Consider the following 20,712-nt stretch of genomic DNA (forward strand, 5'->3'; position numbering starts at 1 on the left):
CATTTTCTAATTTGGCAAAATAAAACAACACATTGTTTATCAATGGTTTAAAAAATAGAAATATGAAGAGGAATACTTTTTTTGGTATCTTGTTAGTGGTTTTTATGTTTCTAGGCTCCTGTGAACGGGAACCTATGAATTCTTCGGAATCCATAGAAAATATACTCGCTAATGATATATTGGAAATCAAAGCGGGTTGGGAGGCCTTTACCTTTAATGCTCCCCTGGCAGGGCTGCCCATGAACGAGATGGTAGTGGACTGGGAAAATCCGGTGCAGCGGGATTCGGTTACCGGTACGGCTTACGAATTCCCTATCACCCAGGAATTCCCAACGGTACTGAATTCCGACGATTTTGAGGCGGAATCCTTAGCTTTAGTAGTATATGAAGGTGCGGAACGATTGTACAGGGTAGTACGCATGCTGCATACGGAGGATTCCTCCGAGGCATCCACCTTTTTGGAACCTTCGGGTTTGGATGGCACGGTTCATGTATATGATTTGGAGGGGAAAAATATCTTGGTAATGGCCTATGAAAAAGGAGAATTGGTGGCGAGTGCGGTAGAAGAAGACCTTGAGGACGTTCCGGAAGTGGACCTTTCCAAAACGGCCCGCTGCAATACCCGAAAATCCGCATCTTGGTCTGGCCAAAAGAGATATGGTTCAGATTGTAGCGGCGGCGGCGGTTATGACCGAGTACGGGTAGAACACTATACGGACTGGTTCAATCACCGGGGCAACGGCCAATGGGAATTCCAACGGAGCGAACATACGGGCACTACCTATGAATATGTATATTCCCCAGGGGCCGGGTATGGAGGGGCCACCATTTATAGGGAAACGGTACGGCCTTACGGTGGTAGCAGTGCGGCCTTTAACAGTTGGTGGCGACAAAATAGCATTTTCTTTAAGACCACCCCGGAGGACTATGAAAGAAAGTACAAGATTATCAACAACCTCACCGGAAAAGCGGATTGCGTATATAAAAAATTGCAACGTGAGAACCCAAATCTGTTTATCAATACGATACGAAAGTTTATCGATGATCCCGAATATCATTTAACCTTAAAAGAGGGAAATTGTAATTCCACCGATGATGCTTGTACAGACGCTAGTGATGTGAACAATATTGTAATCAAAATTGAGGATACCAATTTGTCGAGCATAGAGATTGCATCTCTGATTTTACATGAAGGGATTCATGCAGAGATACACAGATATGTCAGTAGATTTGAATCTGGTATTGACCCTAATGAACGAGCAAGACTATTTCAACTATACGCCTTTTATAAAGGAAGGGAAAGAACAGGAAATATACAACATATATATATGACGGAAAGATATATTCAGCCAATTGCGTCTGCGTTGCGTCAAATCGACGAAAATAGATATCCTTTGGATTATTATAAGTCTTTTGCTTGGGATGGCCTAAGACTTTGGGATGCTAACGGATTGTTATCGATAGAGGAAGATACCCGCTTCAATAGTTATCGTAACATTGTAATAAAAAATTCCAAAATACCATGCAATTAAAGTTCTTTTTAAGAGGATTATTAGGAATATCGATAGTTGCTCTATGGTCTTGTAATGGGGGTATATTGAAAATCGAGGAACAAAGTATTTATACGTTGATCATTGATGATGTTGTCCGACCGGTACCCCCACCACCCCCACCTCCTTTAGGGGAAGAATCTACTATGTCCATGCCGAAAGAAATAATTGATTCTTTAGAGCGGGTTAGCCTGGAGGTGGCGGTAGCCCCTTTTTTCAATATTTCGAAGACGAATCTAAATAAGCAAAAAATAGATTTAGAATATCATTCGGTCATAGACCTTCTTTTTTCCAAGGACACTGTCCATATCATTTCTGACGAAATGATAGGCCTTCAAAAGAAGCACAGAGTTGATGTCATAAATGAGGCGGAACTTAGGGACAAAAAAAGGTTGTTTGAGCATTTCGACCAATTGATTTATCTCTCCAATATCACATTTAATGCGGAAAGAAACAGAGCGGTGGTCTATGTAGGATGGACAAGAGAAGGAAGATTGGCAGGTGGCACTCTTCTATATCTCTTAAAAAGAGAGGGGAAAAATTGGTTTATTGAGGATGTAAGGGAACTATCAATTTCTTAGATAGTAAAGCAAGACTTACGGGTCATCACACTTACTTTTATACAGCATATGTCAGCCGATTTTTCTTTTTTCCAAGAATATCAATACAAGTATCAAAATTATTTTTCAAAAGGGGACTCAGGTGTTTATTTTAATCAATTAAAACACATAAGTTTACTTTCCAAAACTATTTCATTGTGATATCAAACCATAAAATTGCCGCCATAGTACATGATTTAGAGGAATGCTTTGATGGTAGGCCTTGGTACGGGGATTCCCTAATGGGAAAATTGGATTCCCTGGATTGGCAATATGTTAATGAACGACGATATGGAATAAAATCCATTGCGGTGCTCGTTCGGCATATACTCAATTGGAGAGTGTTCGTACTAAAAAAACTAGAAGGCGACCTTAACTATGACTTGATAATAGATGGTCCTAACGATTGGACGGAGGTAAACATCACAACCAAAGAGGAATGGGAAGGATTGAAGTCCGAACTTCAGCAAACGCAGAAGGACATTCTTGGCATTTTGTCCAATAGCTCCGATGATTTGTTGGAGAAAAAAGTACCCGGAAAAAAATACACTTTTGGCAATGTCCTACCCAGTATCGCCCAGCACGATATCTATCACCTAGGACAGATAGCCATGCTATATACCATGGGAAAAAGCTAGCACAGAATACATATCTTTGGGTCTTATCATTTTTTTGAATAGTCCATGCAAGATTGTTTCCTGTTCTATAACGAACAAATCAAAAAACATAAGACAGCATTATCCCAGGTAAAACAGCGCCTTTTTGCTTCAAGCATGATTCGTTTGGCAGTGTTTGCAAGTGCGGCCCTTGGGATTTATGTTTTGTTCGGAAATACCCAAATGGTATGGGGCATTGTGCTGGTCACTTTTGTCCTTTTCCTGTTTTTGGTTTCCCGGCATTCGGATCTGCAATATCAGCGTGACAAGTTACGGGCATTAATCCGGCTGAACGAAACCGAGATTGAAGTCCTGAACCGCAATTTCCATCAGTTGCCGGAAGGGAATGAATTTAAGGATTCTGGTCATTTCTTTAGTCAGGACATCGATTTATTCGGGAGGGGCTCTTTCTATCAATACTGCAATCGTACCGCTCTTCAACAAGGAAGTGAAACCTTGGCGGGAATCTTGACCGGGAATACCATAGATAACATTCCACAAAAGCAGGAGGCCCTAAAAGAATTGTCCCAAATACCAGAATGGCGGCAGAATTTTTCGGCCATCGCCACTTTGGTAAGGACGGAAACAAAATATACCACAATTATCAAATGGATACAGAATTATCGACCATTTATGCCCGCGATAATGAAGATTCTGCCCACTATTTTTAGTGTGCTGTCCCTAGTGGTCTGGACGCTGTATTTTTTAGATACGGTTTCAGAATGGTTTTTGGTCGGATGGTTTTTTTTGGGCCTTGGTATTACCGGAAGATTTTTAAGTAACATAAACAAGCTTTCGGCGGACACCTCCAAAATACAGAGCACTTTTCAACAGTATCAAAAATTGATAACGGAGTTGGAGCAAATGAAGTTTACCTCAGACCTGTTATCCGAAAAAAGAAGTTTGATCATTGAGAAAACGGATAAGGCGTCCAGGATTCTAAAAAAGTTTTCCAGACTATTAAACGCCCTAGATCAACGGAATAATATTATTATTGGCTTGTTCGCCAATGCGTTTATGTTACGGGACCTGCAGTTGGCCTATGCCATAGAAGATTGGTTTAAATCGTATGGTTCCAAGATAGAAGGCTGGTTCCAGACCATTGCCTTTTTTGATGCCTATAATAGTCTGGGCAATTTCGTTTTTAACCACCCTTCCTACAGCTTTCCATCTTTATCCGAGGAAGAAATTATTTTGGAATCCGAAAAGGCCGGCCATCCATTGTTGGATCCCGATAAAAGCGTTCTGAACAATTTTAAAGTCGAGAAAGAACAGTTCTTTATTATCACAGGGGCCAATATGGCTGGTAAAAGCACTTTTTTAAGAACTGTATCGCTGCAAATTGTGATGGCCAATATAGGGCTTCCCGTCTGTGCCTCTAAAGTGCGTTACTCTCCTATTAAACTCATAACTAGCATGCGCACTACGGACTCCTTGACGGATGAAGAGTCGTATTTCTTCTCGGAATTGAAACGGTTAAAATTTATTGTTGACGAGATTCAGAGAGACCGATATTTCATTGTGTTGGACGAAATCCTAAAGGGCACCAATAGTTCGGACAAGGCCAAAGGCTCCAGAAAATTTGTGGAAAAGCTAGTTCGTTCCAAATCTACCGGGATCATTGCGACCCATGACCTAAGCCTATGTGATGCAGCAAATGAATTCAATCAAATTCGCAATTATTACTTTGATGCTGAAATTATTAATAATGAACTCCATTTTGATTATACGCTCAAAGCCGGTATTTGTCAGAACATGAACGCTTCTTTCTTATTAAAAAAGATGGAGATTGTGGAATAAGAAGAGTTTTGGAATCAAGCCAAAAAATTGAAAAATACAATGGTGGTGGATTGGTAATTCTCTTCCTGTCCGGGACCATCACTTAAGGTACTTACTCCTTTTATTCGCTGTCATAAACAACAAGGCCAAGCCTATAAGGCTGGCAGTGGATGCAGCTCCTATGATAATGGGGTCCATGGTACATTGGAGCCAGTGATATGGTTCTGGTAACTCCCTTAAAAAGGTGCCCCATACAATGACAAGAATACTAAAGGCAACGGATAGGATGCCCTGTAACTTTGTAATTTTTACATTATAGATCGCCAGTAGAAAGAGCCCTAGGATACCACCTCCAAAAATACCGGAAATTTGCCACCAAACATCCAATGCACTCTTCGCCCGTATCATTAACAGAGCAAACCCGATTCCTAAAATGCCCCATAGTATTGTCGATAATCTTAAAATTATAAGGCTCTTCTTTTCCGGGACATGCGGATTAATATATTTTTTGTAGAAATCAATGTACCCTACTGTAGCGGAACTATTTAGGGCCGAGTCTACTGTGCTCATGGAAGCTGCCATGATAGCAGCTATCATTAGGCCTTTTACCCCTATGGGCAGTTCGGTGGCGATGAAAAAAGGAAATACCTCGTCACCCTTGGTAATGGTTTGGTCCAATGCATGAAGGCTCGCATTGTAGTAGGAAAATAAAGCCGTACCAATAAAAAGAAAAATAGCGGTCAAGGGCAAATAAATCAACATGGCTATCCATACGGATTTTTTGGCTTCTTTCTCCGTAGCGACCGAACTGTACTTCTGGGTAAAGTTCTGATCGGCCATAAGGTTTCGTACATTTTCGGTAACACCATAAATGATCATCACCCAGATAGTACGGTCACTTAAAGAAAAATTAGTATCGCCCAGGCTAAATTTCTGTCTGTCCAAAGCACTTTGGATCAGATAATCGGGCTGTGCAAAAACTTGTGTAACTAGAATATAGCCTACAAAGAAAATACCTCCAATCATAATGACCGATTGCATTACATCGGTCCAAATGACAGCCTCCATGCCCCCCATTAAGGTATAGATGATAGTTACGACACCTATAATCAGTATGGCGGTACCGATATCGGTATTGATAAAAGAGGTAAGCAATAGGGACGAAAGGTAGAGTATTACAGCCACTCGCCCTACCATAAAAAGCAGGAAGGAAAATGCGGCATAGATTCTACCCCAGCCTCCTATCTTTTCCTCGAGATAACTATAAACCGATATGATTTTGTGTTTTCGATAATGAGGAATCACAAATTGTGTCACGAACCAAGTGACCGGGATGGCGGTAAGCGCAAAAATTAAGGGGTGCCAGTTGTCATCAAAAGCTTTTCCGGGTACCGCGATATAGGAAATACTACTGGTATAGGTGCTCATTACGGCAATACCGGCCGCCCATGCGGGAATACTCCTCCCGGCGACCATGAACTGCTCAGAAGACTTACTCTTTTTAAAGTAATGGATGCCCATGGCCAACAACACCAGACCATATCCAATAATAATGACCAAGTCTAAAGTGCTTAGGCCATATTTCATAGGCCGGTAAGGTATTGATCATCCAAAGGGAAGTTACTCAGATGATTTTGGATTAACCGGCGCTCAGACATAGTAAACCGACTTAAGGGGGGTGCCACTTGATCATGGCATAATCCAAGTACGGAGAGGACACATTTTGTACCTTTAATATACTTCGATTCTTGTTTTCCGACATTGTATATGGTTGTACCTATCAATTTCACTTTCTTCAAAAGTTGCGATATGGTTTCGGTATCCTTGGCCAAGCAAGCTTCGTACAAAGTTACGAACAAACGCGGGAAAAAATTGGCACCGCCGGCAACAGCTCCATGCCCTCCCTTTGCAATTAATTGAGGTAGGAACAATTCCGTTCCGGTGACAATTGAAAAAGTGGGATCCCCACCAAATTCTTCGATTAGGGAATGTAGATAATCCCAATCACCCGAGCTGTCCTTTATTCCGATGGCGCCAAGCTCCTTTCCTTTTTTAATGGTTTCCAATGACAATTGAAGTTTGGTGCAACTCGGCATGTTATACAGTAAAAAGGGTAGGGGGAGCAAAGGTGCCAGATATTCCAAATACTGTTGCATTTCACCTTGGGAAATAGGCAAATAATAGGGAGGGGCCACTACTAGGGCATCAACCCCCATTTGTTTGGAATGTTCCGCCAGTTCCAGGGATTCCTTACATGAGGTATCCGTAATGCAGACCAGTACGGGCACTCGACTGTTTATAAAGTCACAGGCTTCCGTTACCAATTGTTTTCGAAGTACATGGGATAAGCTTGATCCTTCCCCGGTAGTCCCCAACAGGAAAAGTCCGTGTACGCCTCCTTCCAGCATGTGTCCAATGATATTTCTAAGACCTCGGCTATCCAAATCCCCGTTTTCCAATAAAGGGGTAACAATGGGTGGTATAATTCCTTTAATGGGCAGATTCATCTCTTGTTGGAATGATGCTAAACAAATAAAGACTAAATCTCGCTTTGGCACCACTATAATTTTGTATCAAATACATTAAATCTTAACCTTTTTTAAAGCTTTATTTTGTATTTTAAGCCACAACTGTTAAAATAACTACGAATGGAGTTTGTTTTCGAAAAGATTCATGTTCCCCATAAACATTCTTTTATCACAAGAAAGTTACCCTTGAAAACGAATGACAACGTACATTCCCACAAAAATTTTGAGCTTAATTTTATTGAATCCGGTTCGGGCCGAAGAATTGTCGGAGACCACATTTCCAGATTCGAAGCAGGGGATTTGGTACTATTGGGCCCCAATTTACCACATTGTTGGGAGCTACAGGAAGAAGGAAATACCGCGCCCGCTTTCTGCATTGTAACCCATTTTTCCGAGGATATCATGAATTCGGATTTTTTCAAGATTCCGGAGTTGGAAAAGGTGGTGGCTCTTTTGAAGCAATCCAAAAGGGGTTTGCGGTTTAAGATGGAAGATGATTACCAAATCCGACATATACTGGAAAAAATGACCTGTTTGGAAGGATTGGCCTATTATATTGAAATGCTTAAGGTCTTTTATCTTTTGCTCCAGATCAAGGAGCGGGAAATACTATCCAATCCCATGGACCATACCACAATTTTTAATAGAAATTTGGAAAAAATCAATACAGTATATGCCTATGTTTTTCAAAATATTCACGAAGGCGTGAAGTTGGAAGAAGCAGCTGATCTTTTGAATATGGCACCGGGCTCGTTTTGTCGGTTTTTTAAGAAAAAGACAGGTCTTACCTTTATGGAATATGTAAAACGTGTCCGTGTAGGGATGGCGGCCAAACTTTTGGCCGAGACCGATAAACAAATTACCCAGATATGTTTTGAAAGCGGCTATAACAATTTGGCTAACTTCAATCATTATTTTAAAAGTATAATGGCAAAGACGCCTTCAGCCTATCGAAAGAGTTTTAATTGAATGACATGTTGGGTTTGTATCAATCCTAAAAATCAACTTAGCAATTTAATATGAAGATACTATTTGTGTTTGCGATAATAGCTACGACATTTTCGTGTAACGGGCAGTCCCGTAAGCTGCCAAAGGTATTGCCCTCGGACCATCCGGCCGTTATTTCCGAAGAATTCATTTATGATTTGGAAAAGGCCTTAACACCGGAATGCCATGCCTCTACGGTGGAAATCAGCAACGGTGTAATCGTTGCCGCTTGGTTTGGAGGAACAAAAGAGAAGAACAAGGATGTGGGGATATGGGTGTCCAGAAAGACAAATACGGATTGGTCCATTCCCGTTGAGGTAGTCAATGGCGTCCAAGAAGATGGTACCCGCTATCCCTGTTGGAACCCGGTATTGTTTAAACCTAGAGGCAAGCCTTTGCACTTATTTTATAAGGTAGGGCCTAGCCCACGGGAATGGTGGGGATTATATATGACCTCCAAAGATGATGGGAAAACCTGGTCCGAACCTAAAATGCTACCCGAAGGTATTCTAGGGCCTATTAAAAATCAGCCCATTCAATTGAAAGATGGAACCGTGCTTTCACCTTCCAGTACGGAAAGTAAAACGGAAGGTTGGAAAATACACTTGGAATCCAGTGATGATGAATGTACAAACTGGTTCAAAACTACTTCCTTGAACGATTCGAAAGAATTCGGTGCCATACAACCGGTAATTCTAAACTACGGCAATGGAAAATTGCAGCTGTTGAGCAGGACGCAGAACAACGTAATAACCCAGAATTGGTCTACGGATTTTGGGAAAACCTGGAGTAACATGACCGCAACGAAGCTTCCGAATCCAAATTCGGGTATTGATGGGGTTACCTTAGAGGATGGACGCCAACTATTGGTCTATAATCCAACCGAAAAGAATTGGGGAGATCGCGTTCCTTTAAGTGTTGCTCTATCCTCAAATGGGCAAGAATGGAAGCGCGTACTGGACCTGGAACCTCTTCGGGAAACAACTGATAAGGAAGGGGAGGAATATTCATACCCCACTGTGATTCAGGCCTCGGACGGGAAAGTTCACGTTGTATATACTTGGAATCGAAAAACGGTAAAACACGTGGTATTGGATGTGGGTAAGCTTTGACGAAAGCGTTCATAGAGATACATGAGGCCTAGTTCAATTAAGGAAAAAATAGAATAGTTTGGAAGTGAGAAGTGAGAAGTAGGATGTGAGAAGTTCTTTTTTAATTTTATCGGACATCGGACATCGGACATCGGACATCGGACATCGGACATCGGACATCGGACATCGGACATCGGACATGTCGTGCTGAGCGCCCACCTGAATGACATCGTTGGCAGGCAGCCGAAGCATCAAAGTGCAATCGAAGCACCAAACTCTACCCTTGAATCTACTATACGAATAAGAACTTGAAAAATGGATTCACTAACACAAATTGTTCTCGGAGCCTCGGTCGGTGAGGCGGCACTGGGTAAAAAAGTGGGCAATAAGGCACTGCTCTATGGGGCCATTGCGGGTACGATACCGGATTTGGATGTGCTTGCGCGAAATTTTACCGATACCGTTACCGCCATTGAATGGCACCGCGGATTTAGCCATTCCATTTTCTTTTCGTTGTTATTTGCCCCAATTTTTGGTTGGCTTATTTCTAGAATAGAAAGAAAATCCAACGCTACTTGGCAGGATTGGTCCAAGCTTATGTTTTGGGGGCTGTTTACCCATCCCGTATTGGATGCCTTTACCACTTGGGGAACTCAGTTGTTTTGGCCTTTTGATGTGCGGCTCGCCTTTCAGAATATTTTTGTGATCGATCCATTATATACCCTTCCCTTTTTAGTTTTTATGATACTTGTTCTATTTCAAAAACGGGCTTCACCTAAAAGATCAAAATATAACAACTTGGGGTTGCTGGTTAGCGGTAGCTATCTGGTTTTGACCCTTGTTCTAAAAGGATTGGCCTACACCAAGTTCACCAATAGCCTGAAGGAACAGGGGATAGACTACAGCGCCATGGATACCCGGCCAACCCCGTTTAATGCCATTCTATGGACGGCCAACATAGAGACCACCGATGCGTATTTAATGGGCAGTTACTCATTTTTTGATTCCCAACCCATACAATTTTCTTCCTATCCCAAAAATCATCAGCTTTTGGGTAGTTTGGCTACCAATAACAAGATAGAGCGCTTAAAGCATATTGTAGAAGGTTGGTATACGATAACCAAAAAGAATGATCAATTGTTTTTTAATGATTTACGTTTTGGACTGATTAGCCTGGATTCCGAAGAAGAACGCTTTGCATTCAGCTACCGCATCATTCCAAAAGGGAACGAGGTTTTGGTCCAGGAAACCCCAAAACTTAGAAGTGATGCCCGGCATCTTCTTGTTGCACTTTGGCTAAGAATATGGGGGAATTAATACTTCAATTTTCAGTATCTTCATGCCCATTCCAAAAAAACAACCCGGCACTATGAAGAACTTTTTTTTGCTCGTATCGATTCTGCTATTCCTTTCCTGTGGTGAAAAGCAAGACATGAAGCCCATAGCGGAATACCAGCAATGGCATACGGTCACCTTATCCTTTGAAGGTCCTGAAACCACTGAGGAAGCTGGTGAAAATCCTTTTTTGAACTACCGATTGTTCGTAACATTTAAAAATGGTGAAAACGCATATACCATACCGGGATTTTATGCAGCGGATGGCAATGCTGCCGAGACCAGTGCAAATTCGGGGAATATTTGGCAAGTTCGCTTTACACCTGATCAGCAGGGAAAGTGGAGTTATGCGGCCACGATGCATAAAGGAGAAAATATAGCTTTAAGTGAAGATCCCGATGATGGGACCCTAGTAGAAATAACGAATACCTCCGGCGATTTTATGGTAATTCCTTCGGATAAAAAAGGGGATGATTTTCGCGCGCAGGGTCGTCTTATAACATCAAATGGTTATTTTCAATTTAAGGACTCCGGCAAGTATTGGATCAAGGGAGGAGCGGACAGTCCTGAAAACTTGCTGGCATATGAGGACTTTGACGGCACCTATCGTATGCAGACTTCCAACGATGATGGAGAGGCGAAAACCAATGATACCATCCACAGTTATGCACCGCACCTAAAGGATTGGAAAGAAGGCGACCCCACTTGGCAAGATGGTAAGGGCAAGGGCCTTATCGGTGCTTTGAACTACCTGTCCTCCAAAGGGATGAATGTGGTCTATTTCTTGACCAATAACATTAAAGGCGATGGAAAGGACGTTTGGCCTTATGTTTCCCCGGATGATTTTACCCGTTTTGATATTAGCAAATTGGAACAATGGGAAATTGTTTTTCAGCATATGCAATCCAAAGGGATTTTGCTGCACATGGTACTTCAGGAAACCGAAAACGAAACCATGCTGGATGAAGGTGATACCGGTCCTTTGCGACAGTTATATTTAAGAGAACTTTTGGCCCGGTTTGGACATCATCTTGGGATGAATTTCAATCTTGGGGAAGAAAACGGGCCTGCTGATTTTACGCCTATTGCCCAGAACAATGAACAACGCAAGGAAATGACCCGTTTTATCACGAAGATAGACCCTTACAACCATCCCATTCTTTTGCATACCCATTCACATGAACCGGCGCGTACCAATGTTCTGGATTCCATAGTGGGTTTTATGGATCTTGATGGACTTTCGCTACAGGTAGATAAACGTGAAGGGGCGTCCGGTGTTGTGGAAACTTGGAAGAGCAAGTCCCGCGAAGCTGGGCATGAGTGGATGATTACCATGGATGAAATCGGGATGTGGCATACCGGTGCCCGATCGGATTCTTTAGATGGAAACCATGATACGTTACGACGTTACGTGCTTTGGGGTACCCTGCTTTCTGGAGCGGCCGGAGTAGAATGGTATTTTGGGGCGAATAACCGTTATCATGATTTGAATACCGAGGATTGGCGAACGCGAGATCGCTTATGGGAAATTACGGACTATGCCCTACATTTCTTTAGGACATATTTGCCCTATTGGGAAATGAGCCCGGAACATGGGTTGGTCAACTCAAAGGAAGCATATTGCTTCAGAAAAACTGGGGAAATATATGCAGTTTACCTGCCCGAAAATGTTCGGGCGGGCTTACCGGATTCCAAGTCATATACCATCGATTTAAGTGAGGCGAGAGGGGAATATACCGTGCACTGGTATGATCCTTTAAAAGGTGGGGAACTTCAACCAGGTTCCATCAAAATTGTTCAGGGGGGATCAGTCCAAAAATTGGGCTTTCCTTCTAAAGAAGACAAGCAAGATTGGGTGGTCCTATTGCGACCATTTCAGTAATACGGGTTATAAGCTCTTAACCTGTAGATCGTGAAAGGCATCGGCCTGAAGTTTTAGAAGTTCTTCGGCTTTCTGTTTCTTATAAGCGTAGACCGCCTCTTCCTCTTCTATTTCACTATAGATTTTTTCGTTTAACGCGGAATCCGTAGCTAAGATTTTCTCCCGTTGTTCTACTTTTTGTGTTACCCAGGTTTTAACGGCACTTTCCTCATCTTCCAATTTTAGGTCATATTCGCCCTTTGAGGCCAATAGTTTGGCAATGATAGGGGAGGTTTCAATCGCCAAAAATAAAAGGAAAATAAAGAACGAAGGGAACCAAGGTAACTTACCCAAGGCATTGATACGTGCCATAAGTCCGTCGAAACCATCAATAATCGGCTGGGAGTTTTTTACTACTTCTGCGTATTCCAGATTCAATGCCGCAATTTGTCCTTCTATAACCTTAATTTTTTCGCCGTTCTCTTGCTTCAATTGCTGAAGCTCCGCCAGGGTAGCATCATGCTTTTCACGTTTTTCCTTGTATACGGGACCTTTGCCCAAAAGCATGGTTCCCGCCCTTCCCTCGGCCTCGGAAATGTAGGTGTCATATAGTGCGTTGGTTTCAGCCTCCTTAGTATTGATTTCGGCTTTTAACCCTTCAATAGATCCATTTAATTTTTCGATGGTGGGGGTGTATTGTTGCGCCAATTGTTGCTTGTTGGCCAAGGTCATTGCGTTCTTCTCTTCCAGCAATACTTGGTTGATTTCCTTTTCAAAAATCTTCATTTCCAATGGTTTTGAGATAACAACGGCAATAATGATGGCTAGAATAATTCGGGGAGTAGCTTGTAAGAGCTCGCTTCCAAAGCTGTTTCGCTTTTTGATCGTGGAAACGATAAACCGGTCTAGATTAAAAATCAAGAGCCCCCAAATAACCCCAAAGAAAATAGCAATATATACATTGTCAAAAACGGTATAAAGCGCATAACTACTTGCAATAAAGGCCATAACAGCGGTAAAGAAAACGGTGGCCCCGATACCGGCATATTTATTCTGCTCGCCTTCGGAGCAAGTTTTTAGAATGGAGGCATCCGCCCCGGAACAGAGGATAAAAAAACGTTGTAGCATAGTGTTCTGATTTGATTGATGATTCCAATTGAAAGTTAGAACGCGATTTTGGGTAAAATGTTACAACAATAAGCTAGAAATCAAGGTGCTTGTACACAATTTATGATTTTGTTCACGATATTTATCAACGAAGGTATCTGCATAATCGTTCCCCTATAAGTGGCCAATCGATTTTTTTTTACTTCATGTCCTGGGATTTTGATAGAAAATCGTTGGCGAGACCCTTAAATCGTTCATCCGGATTTAATTCAAGGCATCTTTTAAAATTGATTTGGGCCTTTTCAAAATCTTCCATTCTAAAATATCCAATGCCCAAATTAAAATAGGCCTGATAGTTTTTTGGATGCAATTGGGTGTTTAGAATGAAGTATTTAAGGGATTCCTCCCCCTTTCCCCCCATAGATAATAACTGGGCCGTATGGTTTAATTGATAATAATCAAAGTCGCACTTTTCATTGGTTCGGTACACTTCCAAAAAGAATTCCAACATTTGATCAGAAGTAATATGTTTCAAAACCTTGTTATGAAAGGCTTCTTTGTAGTTGGACTTATACCATGCCATCAGCTCCTTAGAGGTTTGTGATAGATTATGTTGTGCGGCAAGGAAAATCAGTTTTTGTAAGTCAGCCTCCGGATAGAGTGTATAGGGTTTCTCGGACAAGGATGCGTCCAAAAATGAAACCAGATCCTTAACTTTGCCGTTTGCATATCGGTCAAAGAGTGCCTCTACTTTGGGTAATCCTTTTTTAGTTTTTATTTGCGCAAAGGAGGGGTCTATTTGATTTGAATCAAAGTATTTCCGGGTCATTTCGGAATAGTCGAGCTTCTCCTGGAATATTCCATTCAGAAAGGCCAATACATACTTGGTCATCAAGTTATATCCTTTCACTTTTACAGCCACATTTTCTTTGGTATCATTTGCCCCAAAAAGCTTTATGAATTGAGAAGCTAGGTCCGTGTGTTCCAATTGAGGTAGGTTGACCATATAGGCATCACTGTAAACCAATTTATCGTAAAAGGGAAGCTCGTTCATATAACCCAAGGAATTGATGAACAAGGCGGGTTTCGAAAAGCACCTATAGTCCTCGTAAGGGGAATCCTCAAAGAAATCATAAGCCTCATGTATACTCGGGTCGATTCCGATCCAGGCGTCTATCGATGAGTTTCGGGCCATCATCAGTACATTGGACAATCCCCCCAAGCTAAATCCACCAATAGCTATCTGATCTGCATCGGCGTTGGGCAGCGTATCCAAAATGCTGAATAGAAATTCCATATCACGGGCCTGGGTCTCCACGCCAATTCTGGAAATGGGCATGTCCCGTTTTTCCGGGCCCACACTTGGGCTGGAGATAACAACATAGCCATGACTTGCCAAGAACTCGCTCAATAGCGCATTTTCATAGGCGGAAGAAGACCAACTTGGACCGTAGATCAGGACAGGAAACTTTTGTGTTATATTGGGAGCGGCATCTTCTATGGCCCGCATATTTACCCTTAATTCCTTTTCTAGGATTTTCATGTCCACCCGCTCGGTTTCAAGGAAATTGTCCAATAGACTGTCCTTTACGGTCTTCGACAAGTCTATTTTTCCAGTCTCATGGGCCATTAGAAAGAAGTACCCACTATATTCCATTGGGCTTTTACCAACGGTTTTCGAAGGATACCAAACACATACCTGAATAGGTCTGAAAATGGTTTCGTCCGGGTCCAAATCAGGGCGGTTTCTATCAAACGAAAAACTTCGGGATTTATCTAGGGTATTGAATGTTTGAAACCCTACTCCATAGTTCCCATAGGGTTCTGAAATGTGGAGTGACGATTCTTGTGCCTTAGCCGTGCAATAACAAAGGATACTGGAAAAGAACAAACGGGAAATCACTCTTAGTATCATCGTATTACTGTAAAATGATTGTTGAAATTTTTTCGGCGATGCTATCGTCCTTAGCACCCCTGTACTTATTGGATAAGACAATGACGGCAATATCTTCTTGTATAAATCGCCAAAAGTCTGCGAAGAATATACCGTTACCTCCGTTATGCCAAATAGCGGTCTTATCTGGGCCAAAGGGCATATTTACCCAACCATAGGCATAAAAGGATTCTCCACTTGCATCTTCCGGTGTATGGGGATAGAAGTACTTTTCCTTGGCTTTTTCGTCCAATATAGCATTGCCCAGAAGTGCTGTATGCCATTTAAATAGGTCTTTGGCATTGGACAGGATTCCGCCATTCCCCTTAAGGTTCAAAAAAGGGCCGTCCTTGCCCCAATGCTCTTCATTGGGTTTTTTATGCTCCTTCTTTTTTGAATATCCTTTTGCAATGGAATTGGAATCCCAGGTAGGGAGCCTATAACCCGTGTTTTGCATTCCAGCCGGATTAAAAAGTGCTTCGTTGAGGTAGGTTTCGTAACGTATACCGCTTACCTTCTCTATAATGATACTCAACAAGCTATAACCCACATTGGAGTAGCGAAATTTTTGGCCTGCAGGTGATTTTAATTCCAATGCGAAGACCCGATTTAGGAAATCCTTCTCACTGATTTCTTCATAGTCGTTACCAACACTTGCTACCAGACCGGAGGTATGTGTTAAAAGCTGATGGATAGTAATCTCCTTTTTATCCCTAGGTATTTCCGCAAAATATTTGGAAATGGGGTCACTTACCGACAATTTCCCCTGCATCTCCAACTTTAGGATAGCGGCTGCGGTAAATTGTTTTGTGACGGAGCCGATGTCGAAAATGGTGTTTTTTTGATTTTTTAACCCTTCGGCTTTATCACGCATACCATAGGCACGGTGCTTAATGATTTCCTGCTTTTTTGCTATAAGAATAGTTCCGGAAAACCCCTTCTTCTCCAATGATTGCAGATACTTTTCCAAATTCTTATTCGAAAAGGATGGTTCTGTTTTAGGCGTATGATCCGTTATGTAAGGATTACCGACCCATAGAAATAAGAGCATAGTTATCCAGGACAACGTTTTTGCTATTGGCAAAATCATGATGATGGTATTAAAATTAGTCTACTAGTGGGAAGAGCCGGTGGATATTTCTACGATAGGACGCTTCCCTTTCGAGCCTTTGGAATTGATGCTAATGTCATTGCTGTTTTTAAGAAGTTCTAGGGCTTGATCAGCAGATATCTTTTTCCCTTCGTGATAAAAGATGGCATTTTTTTTCTTCATTTTTTTAACGAATTCCAAGGGTGATTCAGGTTCTGGCGGAGGTGGCGGGGGCGGGACGCTTCGCTCCAATTTTCGGGCCTGTCTTTCCAGTTCCAGGGATTCCTTTTCCATCAATTTGTCCTGTTTTTCCATTTTCTGTGCTTGTTCCTGAAGTTCCAGGGATTCCTTCTCCATCATGGCATGTTGTTTTTCCAAGGCAACGGCCTGTTCCTTCATTTGCGCTTCCTGTTTTTCTATCTCAATTTCCATCTCCGCCATTTCGGATCTTTGCTGTCTTACTTCTACCACTTTTTCTGCCATCAGGGCGGCCAGCTTTTCCACCTCTTCCTGAATCTCCGCCACTTCATGGGCGGGTGGAATAGGGGGTTCCGGCGCGTCTGGAAAATCCGGAAAAGGTTCTGCCGTATTTTTTTGTTCTTCGGTCATAAGGCTATGCAGATATTCCAGAAGTTCTACGTCGGACTTTTTTATGAAGATGTTTTCCTCAGTTTCGATCATGGCGTTGTATTTTTTGGCCAAGGCATTGTATTGCGCTACTTGTTCCGGGGTAGCACCCTCTTGTGATTCCTGTAAGGGGTCGGCAAATTTAGGAAGCGGCTCGGATTCATTTTTCTGGGCTTGGGACATTCTGTGATAAATATGTTCCATACGTAAAATATCCTTGCTTTTTACAGCTCGTTCGTCCACGAACACATCATTGTATTTTTTAGCCAAGGCATTGTATTCTTTGATCATGTCTCCTGTTATATTTTCTTGGATACTATCTATCCTGGATAGTTCCAAATCCGTAATTTCAGTAAGGATTACCTTTTTATCGCTAAAACTATAAAGCGATATTGCAAGCAATGGAAGAAGCAGAAAGCTTTTGAGTAAAATGATGTGTTTCGATGTTTGTTTTTTCATGACCGCAAATCGTTTTTTGACTTGCCTATACGGGCTTATAAATTCAAATTTTTTACCAAGCACGTTTAGACGGATTGATGAATAATTAATGGCATTGGCTAACCATGGTTGATCGTTTTCATAGTTTGACGGAGAGGTAAATGCCAAAAGAATACTTTGATAAGAGGGAGAGGACGCTCCTTGGTTTAAAACGGCTTGATCCGCCAAAAATTCATGATTTAATCGAACGGCATCCTTTACAAAAAAGAATAACGGATTGAACCAGAGAATAACCTGTAATACTTCGATAAAAAGAATATCCAAACTATGCATTTGTTGGGCGTGTGCTTCCTCATGCAACAGTACTTCCTTTGGAATCAAATGAGTCTCATATTTCGACTTGCTCAAAAAAATGAAATTAAAGAAAGTGTGAGGCACAATTTTTTCCCAGAGCAGTACATAAATATTTTGGTTCCTCTTGAATTTAGGATTGCTGCGTATTCGTCCTATGACTCTGGACAGGTTCTTTGCAAAACGAAGAGCAAAAAATAATACGCCAAACAGATAGATGGTCCAAAGGAACAAAGGGATGTTCATAGCGCTCAAATCCGATGAAATGGTCTGGGATGCTTCTTGCGCATCGGAATTGAATCCCAATGGAATTTCTACACTTCCTGTGGTAGTTTCAATGTATTCCGTAAAGGTAAGAGTGGGAATGGTGAGCGCTAGTACTAGGGATATCAACAAGTAAAAGCGCTTGAAAACATGCATTTTTTCACGCTCCAAAAAGATTTTGTAGAAAATCAGAAAAAGAGCGAGACATGCACTCGACTTTAAAATGTACATCAACATAATTACTTCTTTTTTATTTCCTGATCTATCAATTTCTTTAAATCCTCCAGTTCCTCTTTGCTAAGTCCCGTTTCCTGAGTAAAAAATGATGCAAATTGGCCCGGGCTATCGTCGAAAAAGTTTTTGATCAATCCGTTCACATGTCTGGAGAAATAATCTTTTTTCTTTACCGTGGGATAGTATTCCCGGGACCGTCCAAAAGCGGTATAGGCCACAAATCCTTTGTCCGTCATACGTTTTAAAAGTGTGGCTACAGTTGTTGTTGCGGGTTTAGGTTCAGGGTACGCATCCAACAAATCCTTCATAAAAGCTTTTTTGAGCTTCCAGAGTATATTCATAAGTTCTTCCTCGGCCTTTGTCAATTTCATTGTTCTACAGAATTAGAATAATTTCTACAAAAATAGAATAAATTATTTAATTCTACAAATGTAGAGATACAATTAAAATTTTGAATGAACTTCCGTTCTTCCCGGAAGTAATCCGTAGTTTTGGTTTGGCCTGATGTTAGGGACTTCACTACCCCCAGCACCCTTGATTTTGAAGAAATCCCGTTACGAATTCATTTCGGTAAAATAATGGTAAAAATAAGGTATGGTTTCAATGCCTTTGAGGTAATTCCAAACCCCAAAATGTTCATTTGGTGAATGAATGGCATCACTATCCAGGCCAAATCCCATAAGGACCGTTTTACTTTTTAGCTCCTTTTCGAACAAGGCAACGATAGGGATACTGCCCCCGCCCCTCTGTGGAACGGGAGATTTTCCAAAAGAGGTATCATAGGCTTTTGCCGCGGCCTTGTATCCTGTATGATCTATGGGCATTACATAGGCCTGACCTCCGTGATGCGGCGTAACTTTTACGCGTACACCCTTAGGGGCGATGCTTTCAAAATGTTTACTGAAAAGTTCAGTGATTTCCTTCCAATCCTGATCGGGCACCAATCGCATCGAAATTTTAGCGTAGGCCTTACTGGCAATAACGGTTTTGGCACCTTCACCTATATAGCCGCCCCATATACCGTTTACATCCAGTGTAGGCCTTATGGAATTCCGCTCATTGGTAGTAAACCCTTCCTCACCATATACGGCTTCAATGTCCAGCGCTTTTTTGTATTCCTCCAAATCGAAGGGGGCCTTTGCCATTTCAGTCCGTTCGCCTTGTGAGAGTTGCTCTACCTTATCATAAAATCCAGGAATGGTAATATGGTTGTTTTCATCGTGGAGCGAAGCAATCATTTTAGTAAGGATGTTGATAGGGTTGGCAACGGCACCTCCATAAAGTCCGGAATGTAAATCGCGATTGGGCCCCGTTATTTCTACTTCAACATAACTCAATCCACGAAGTCCTGTAGTGATGGAAGGTACATCTGGGGCGATCATACCCGTATCCGATATTAAAATAATGTCATTGGCCAGCTTTTCCCTGTTTTCGGCAACAAAAGTGGTAAGGCTGTTACTGCCTACTTCTTCTTCACCCTCGATCATGAATTTTACATTGCAGGGCAATTGATCGGTTTTTACCATAAACTCCAATGCCTTTACGTGCATATACATTTGACCCTTATCATCACTGGATCCCCGGGCAAAAATGGCCCCTTTGGGATGTAGCTCGGTTTCCTTTATGACGGGTTCAAACGGGGGAGATTTCCAAAGATCCAAAGGATCTGGCGGTTGTACATCGTAATGACCATAAACCAAAATAGTGGGCAAGGAGGCATCAACCATTTTTTCACCGTAGACAATAGGGTAGCCTTCTGTCTCGCAGATTTCCACTTGATCGCAACCGGCTTCTTCCAGAGCTACTTTTATCGCCTCGGACATGTCTATGACATCTTGTGAGAAGGCTGAATCCGCACTTACGGACGGAATTTTTAAAAGTTGGATGAGCTCGTTTAGTAGGCGTTCTTTGTTTTGTTCAATGTAGTTGGTAATATTCTCCATTTGCAGGAACTTGAGTTTAAACCGAAGTTACAAAAAAGAAGTTTTTTGCCTATCGAATTATTTAGGGAATAGGATTTTTACTTTATATTTGCAATCCTTTTGCGAAATATAACCGTGAAAGAATGTATTGAATTGCGGGCGTGGTGGAATTGGTAGACACGCTAGACTTAGGATTTATCCAAATAAAAAGTGTTAATTTGCACTTTATGCGGGTGTGGTGGAATTGGTAGACACGTCAGACTTAGGATCTGATGCCGCAAGGTGTGGGGGTTCGAGTCCCTTCACCCGCACTAAAAGCCGAAGAGAAATCTTCGGCTTTTTTACTTTGAAAATTGACCA

Annotated in this window: 16 protein-coding genes and 1 tRNA gene; 9 read left to right on the forward strand and 8 right to left on the reverse strand. The window is 41.9% G+C overall.

Features of this window, described 5'->3' with window-relative positions; genetic code table 11:
- Positions 1-62: 62 nt before the first annotated feature.
- The 4 genes from ACP2AF_RS08200 to ACP2AF_RS08215 all read left to right on the forward strand — a co-directional run bounded on the left by ACP2AF_RS08200 (position 63) and on the right by ACP2AF_RS08215 (position 4,605).
- Positions 63-1,532, forward strand: coding sequence for a hypothetical protein (locus tag ACP2AF_RS08200; protein ID WP_425235745.1), 1,470 nt, complete (start codon positions 63-65; stop codon positions 1,530-1,532).
- Positions 1,523-2,131 carry a hypothetical protein gene (locus ACP2AF_RS08205; RefSeq protein ID WP_425235746.1) on the forward strand — a complete coding sequence of 203 codons (609 nt, stop codon included), beginning with the start codon at positions 1,523-1,525 and terminating at the stop codon, positions 2,129-2,131. Before ACP2AF_RS08200 ends, ACP2AF_RS08205 begins: the two co-directional genes overlap by 10 nt.
- A 176-nt stretch (positions 2,132-2,307) precedes the next feature.
- Entirely contained in the window at positions 2,308-2,787 is a 480-nt protein-coding gene (locus tag ACP2AF_RS08210; protein ID WP_425235747.1) for a DinB family protein, read from the forward strand.
- A 45-nt stretch (positions 2,788-2,832) separates the two neighbouring features.
- Entirely contained in the window at positions 2,833-4,605 is a 1,773-nt protein-coding gene (locus tag ACP2AF_RS08215) for a MutS-related protein (protein ID WP_425235748.1), read from the forward strand.
- A 78-nt stretch (positions 4,606-4,683) separates the two neighbouring features.
- Here ACP2AF_RS08215 and ACP2AF_RS08220 read toward each other — a convergent pair whose 3' ends face one another.
- Together ACP2AF_RS08220 and ACP2AF_RS08225 are read right to left on the reverse strand one after the other, a co-directional pair.
- Entirely contained in the window at positions 4,684-6,171 is a 1,488-nt protein-coding gene (locus ACP2AF_RS08220; RefSeq protein WP_425235749.1) for a sodium:solute symporter family transporter, read from the reverse strand.
- Positions 6,168-7,091, reverse strand: coding sequence for a dihydrodipicolinate synthase family protein (locus tag ACP2AF_RS08225; RefSeq protein ID WP_425235750.1), 924 nt, complete (start codon positions 7,089-7,091; stop codon positions 6,168-6,170). Before ACP2AF_RS08225 ends, ACP2AF_RS08220 begins: the two co-directional genes overlap by 4 nt.
- A gap of 141 nt (positions 7,092-7,232) precedes the next feature.
- Between ACP2AF_RS08225 and ACP2AF_RS08230 the strand changes: the two genes are divergently transcribed.
- The 4 genes from ACP2AF_RS08230 (at position 7,233) to ACP2AF_RS08245 (ending at position 12,407) form a co-directional block, all read left to right on the forward strand.
- Positions 7,233-8,081 (forward strand): AraC family transcriptional regulator, encoded by an 849-nt coding sequence (locus ACP2AF_RS08230; RefSeq protein ID WP_425235751.1) that lies wholly within the window; start codon positions 7,233-7,235, stop codon positions 8,079-8,081.
- Positions 8,082-8,131: 50 nt separating this feature from the next.
- Positions 8,132-9,211 carry a sialidase family protein gene (locus ACP2AF_RS08235; RefSeq protein WP_425235752.1) on the forward strand — a complete coding sequence of 360 codons (1,080 nt, stop codon included), beginning with the start codon at positions 8,132-8,134 and terminating at the stop codon, positions 9,209-9,211.
- 294 nt (positions 9,212-9,505) lie between these two features.
- Positions 9,506-10,507 carry a metal-dependent hydrolase gene (locus tag ACP2AF_RS08240; RefSeq protein ID WP_425235753.1) on the forward strand — a complete coding sequence of 334 codons (1,002 nt, stop codon included), beginning with the start codon at positions 9,506-9,508 and terminating at the stop codon, positions 10,505-10,507.
- A gap of 52 nt (positions 10,508-10,559) precedes the next feature.
- Positions 10,560-12,407, forward strand: coding sequence for a DUF5060 domain-containing protein (locus ACP2AF_RS08245; RefSeq protein WP_425235754.1), 1,848 nt, complete (start codon positions 10,560-10,562; stop codon positions 12,405-12,407).
- A gap of 6 nt (positions 12,408-12,413) precedes the next feature.
- Here ACP2AF_RS08245 and ACP2AF_RS08250 read toward each other — a convergent pair whose 3' ends face one another.
- The 6 genes from ACP2AF_RS08250 to ACP2AF_RS08275 all read right to left on the reverse strand — a co-directional run bounded on the left by ACP2AF_RS08250 (position 12,414) and on the right by ACP2AF_RS08275 (position 20,373).
- Entirely contained in the window at positions 12,414-13,514 is a 1,101-nt protein-coding gene (locus tag ACP2AF_RS08250; protein ID WP_425235755.1) for a DUF4407 domain-containing protein, read from the reverse strand.
- Positions 13,515-13,692: 178 nt separating this feature from the next.
- On the reverse strand, positions 13,693-15,408 hold the full coding sequence (locus ACP2AF_RS08255; protein ID WP_425235756.1) for a tetratricopeptide repeat protein: 1,716 nt from the start codon (positions 15,406-15,408) through the stop codon (positions 13,693-13,695).
- Between the two features lie 4 nt (positions 15,409-15,412).
- Positions 15,413-16,516 (reverse strand): serine hydrolase domain-containing protein, encoded by a 1,104-nt coding sequence (locus ACP2AF_RS08260; RefSeq protein ID WP_425235757.1) that lies wholly within the window; start codon positions 16,514-16,516, stop codon positions 15,413-15,415.
- Positions 16,517-16,540: 24 nt separating this feature from the next.
- A complete protein-coding gene (locus ACP2AF_RS08265; RefSeq protein ID WP_425235758.1) occupies positions 16,541-18,433 on the reverse strand; it encodes a M56 family metallopeptidase in 1,893 nt (630 codons plus the stop codon).
- Positions 18,434-18,435: 2 nt separating this feature from the next.
- Complete coding sequence (locus tag ACP2AF_RS08270) at positions 18,436-18,801, reverse strand: BlaI/MecI/CopY family transcriptional regulator (RefSeq protein ID WP_425235759.1); 366 nt, start codon at positions 18,799-18,801, stop codon at positions 18,436-18,438.
- A gap of 183 nt (positions 18,802-18,984) precedes the next feature.
- A complete protein-coding gene (locus ACP2AF_RS08275) occupies positions 18,985-20,373 on the reverse strand; it encodes a dipeptidase (RefSeq protein ID WP_425235760.1) in 1,389 nt (462 codons plus the stop codon).
- 208 nt (positions 20,374-20,581) lie between these two features.
- Between ACP2AF_RS08275 and ACP2AF_RS08280 the strand changes: the two genes are divergently transcribed.
- Positions 20,582-20,663 (forward strand) — tRNA-Leu (locus ACP2AF_RS08280).
- Positions 20,664-20,712 lie beyond the last annotated feature (49 nt).

Origin of the sequence: Ulvibacterium sp. (assembly GCF_965248315.1) — a bacterium.
Lineage (GTDB): Bacteria > Bacteroidota > Bacteroidia > Flavobacteriales > Flavobacteriaceae > Ulvibacterium.

Excerpts from the sequence above, each read along its gene's own strand:
- ACP2AF_RS08205 (WP_425235746.1), top strand. The coding sequence starts at position 1,523 with ATGCAATTAAAGTTCTTTTTAAGAGGATTATTAGGAATATCGATAGTT.
- ACP2AF_RS08250 (WP_425235755.1), bottom strand. The coding sequence starts at position 13,514 with ATGCTACAACGTTTTTTTATCCTCTGTTCCGGGGCGGATGCCTCCATT.
- ACP2AF_RS08260 (WP_425235757.1), bottom strand. The coding sequence starts at position 16,516 with ATGATTTTGCCAATAGCAAAAACGTTGTCCTGGATAACTATGCTCTTA.
- ACP2AF_RS08235 (WP_425235752.1), top strand. The coding sequence starts at position 8,132 with ATGAAGATACTATTTGTGTTTGCGATAATAGCTACGACATTTTCGTGT.
- ACP2AF_RS08230 (WP_425235751.1), top strand. The coding sequence starts at position 7,233 with ATGGAGTTTGTTTTCGAAAAGATTCATGTTCCCCATAAACATTCTTTT.
- ACP2AF_RS08215 (WP_425235748.1), top strand. The coding sequence starts at position 2,833 with ATGCAAGATTGTTTCCTGTTCTATAACGAACAAATCAAAAAACATAAG.
- ACP2AF_RS08240 (WP_425235753.1), top strand. The coding sequence starts at position 9,506 with ATGGATTCACTAACACAAATTGTTCTCGGAGCCTCGGTCGGTGAGGCG.
- ACP2AF_RS08275 (WP_425235760.1), bottom strand. The coding sequence starts at position 20,373 with ATGGAGAATATTACCAACTACATTGAACAAAACAAAGAACGCCTACTA.
- ACP2AF_RS08200 (WP_425235745.1), top strand. The coding sequence starts at position 63 with ATGAAGAGGAATACTTTTTTTGGTATCTTGTTAGTGGTTTTTATGTTT.
- ACP2AF_RS08255 (WP_425235756.1), bottom strand. The coding sequence starts at position 15,408 with ATGATACTAAGAGTGATTTCCCGTTTGTTCTTTTCCAGTATCCTTTGT.
- ACP2AF_RS08245 (WP_425235754.1), top strand. The coding sequence starts at position 10,560 with ATGAAGAACTTTTTTTTGCTCGTATCGATTCTGCTATTCCTTTCCTGT.
- ACP2AF_RS08225 (WP_425235750.1), bottom strand. The coding sequence starts at position 7,091 with ATGAATCTGCCCATTAAAGGAATTATACCACCCATTGTTACCCCTTTA.
- ACP2AF_RS08220 (WP_425235749.1), bottom strand. The coding sequence starts at position 6,171 with ATGAAATATGGCCTAAGCACTTTAGACTTGGTCATTATTATTGGATAT.
- ACP2AF_RS08265 (WP_425235758.1), bottom strand. The coding sequence starts at position 18,433 with ATGTTGATGTACATTTTAAAGTCGAGTGCATGTCTCGCTCTTTTTCTG.
- ACP2AF_RS08270 (WP_425235759.1), bottom strand. The coding sequence starts at position 18,801 with ATGAAATTGACAAAGGCCGAGGAAGAACTTATGAATATACTCTGGAAG.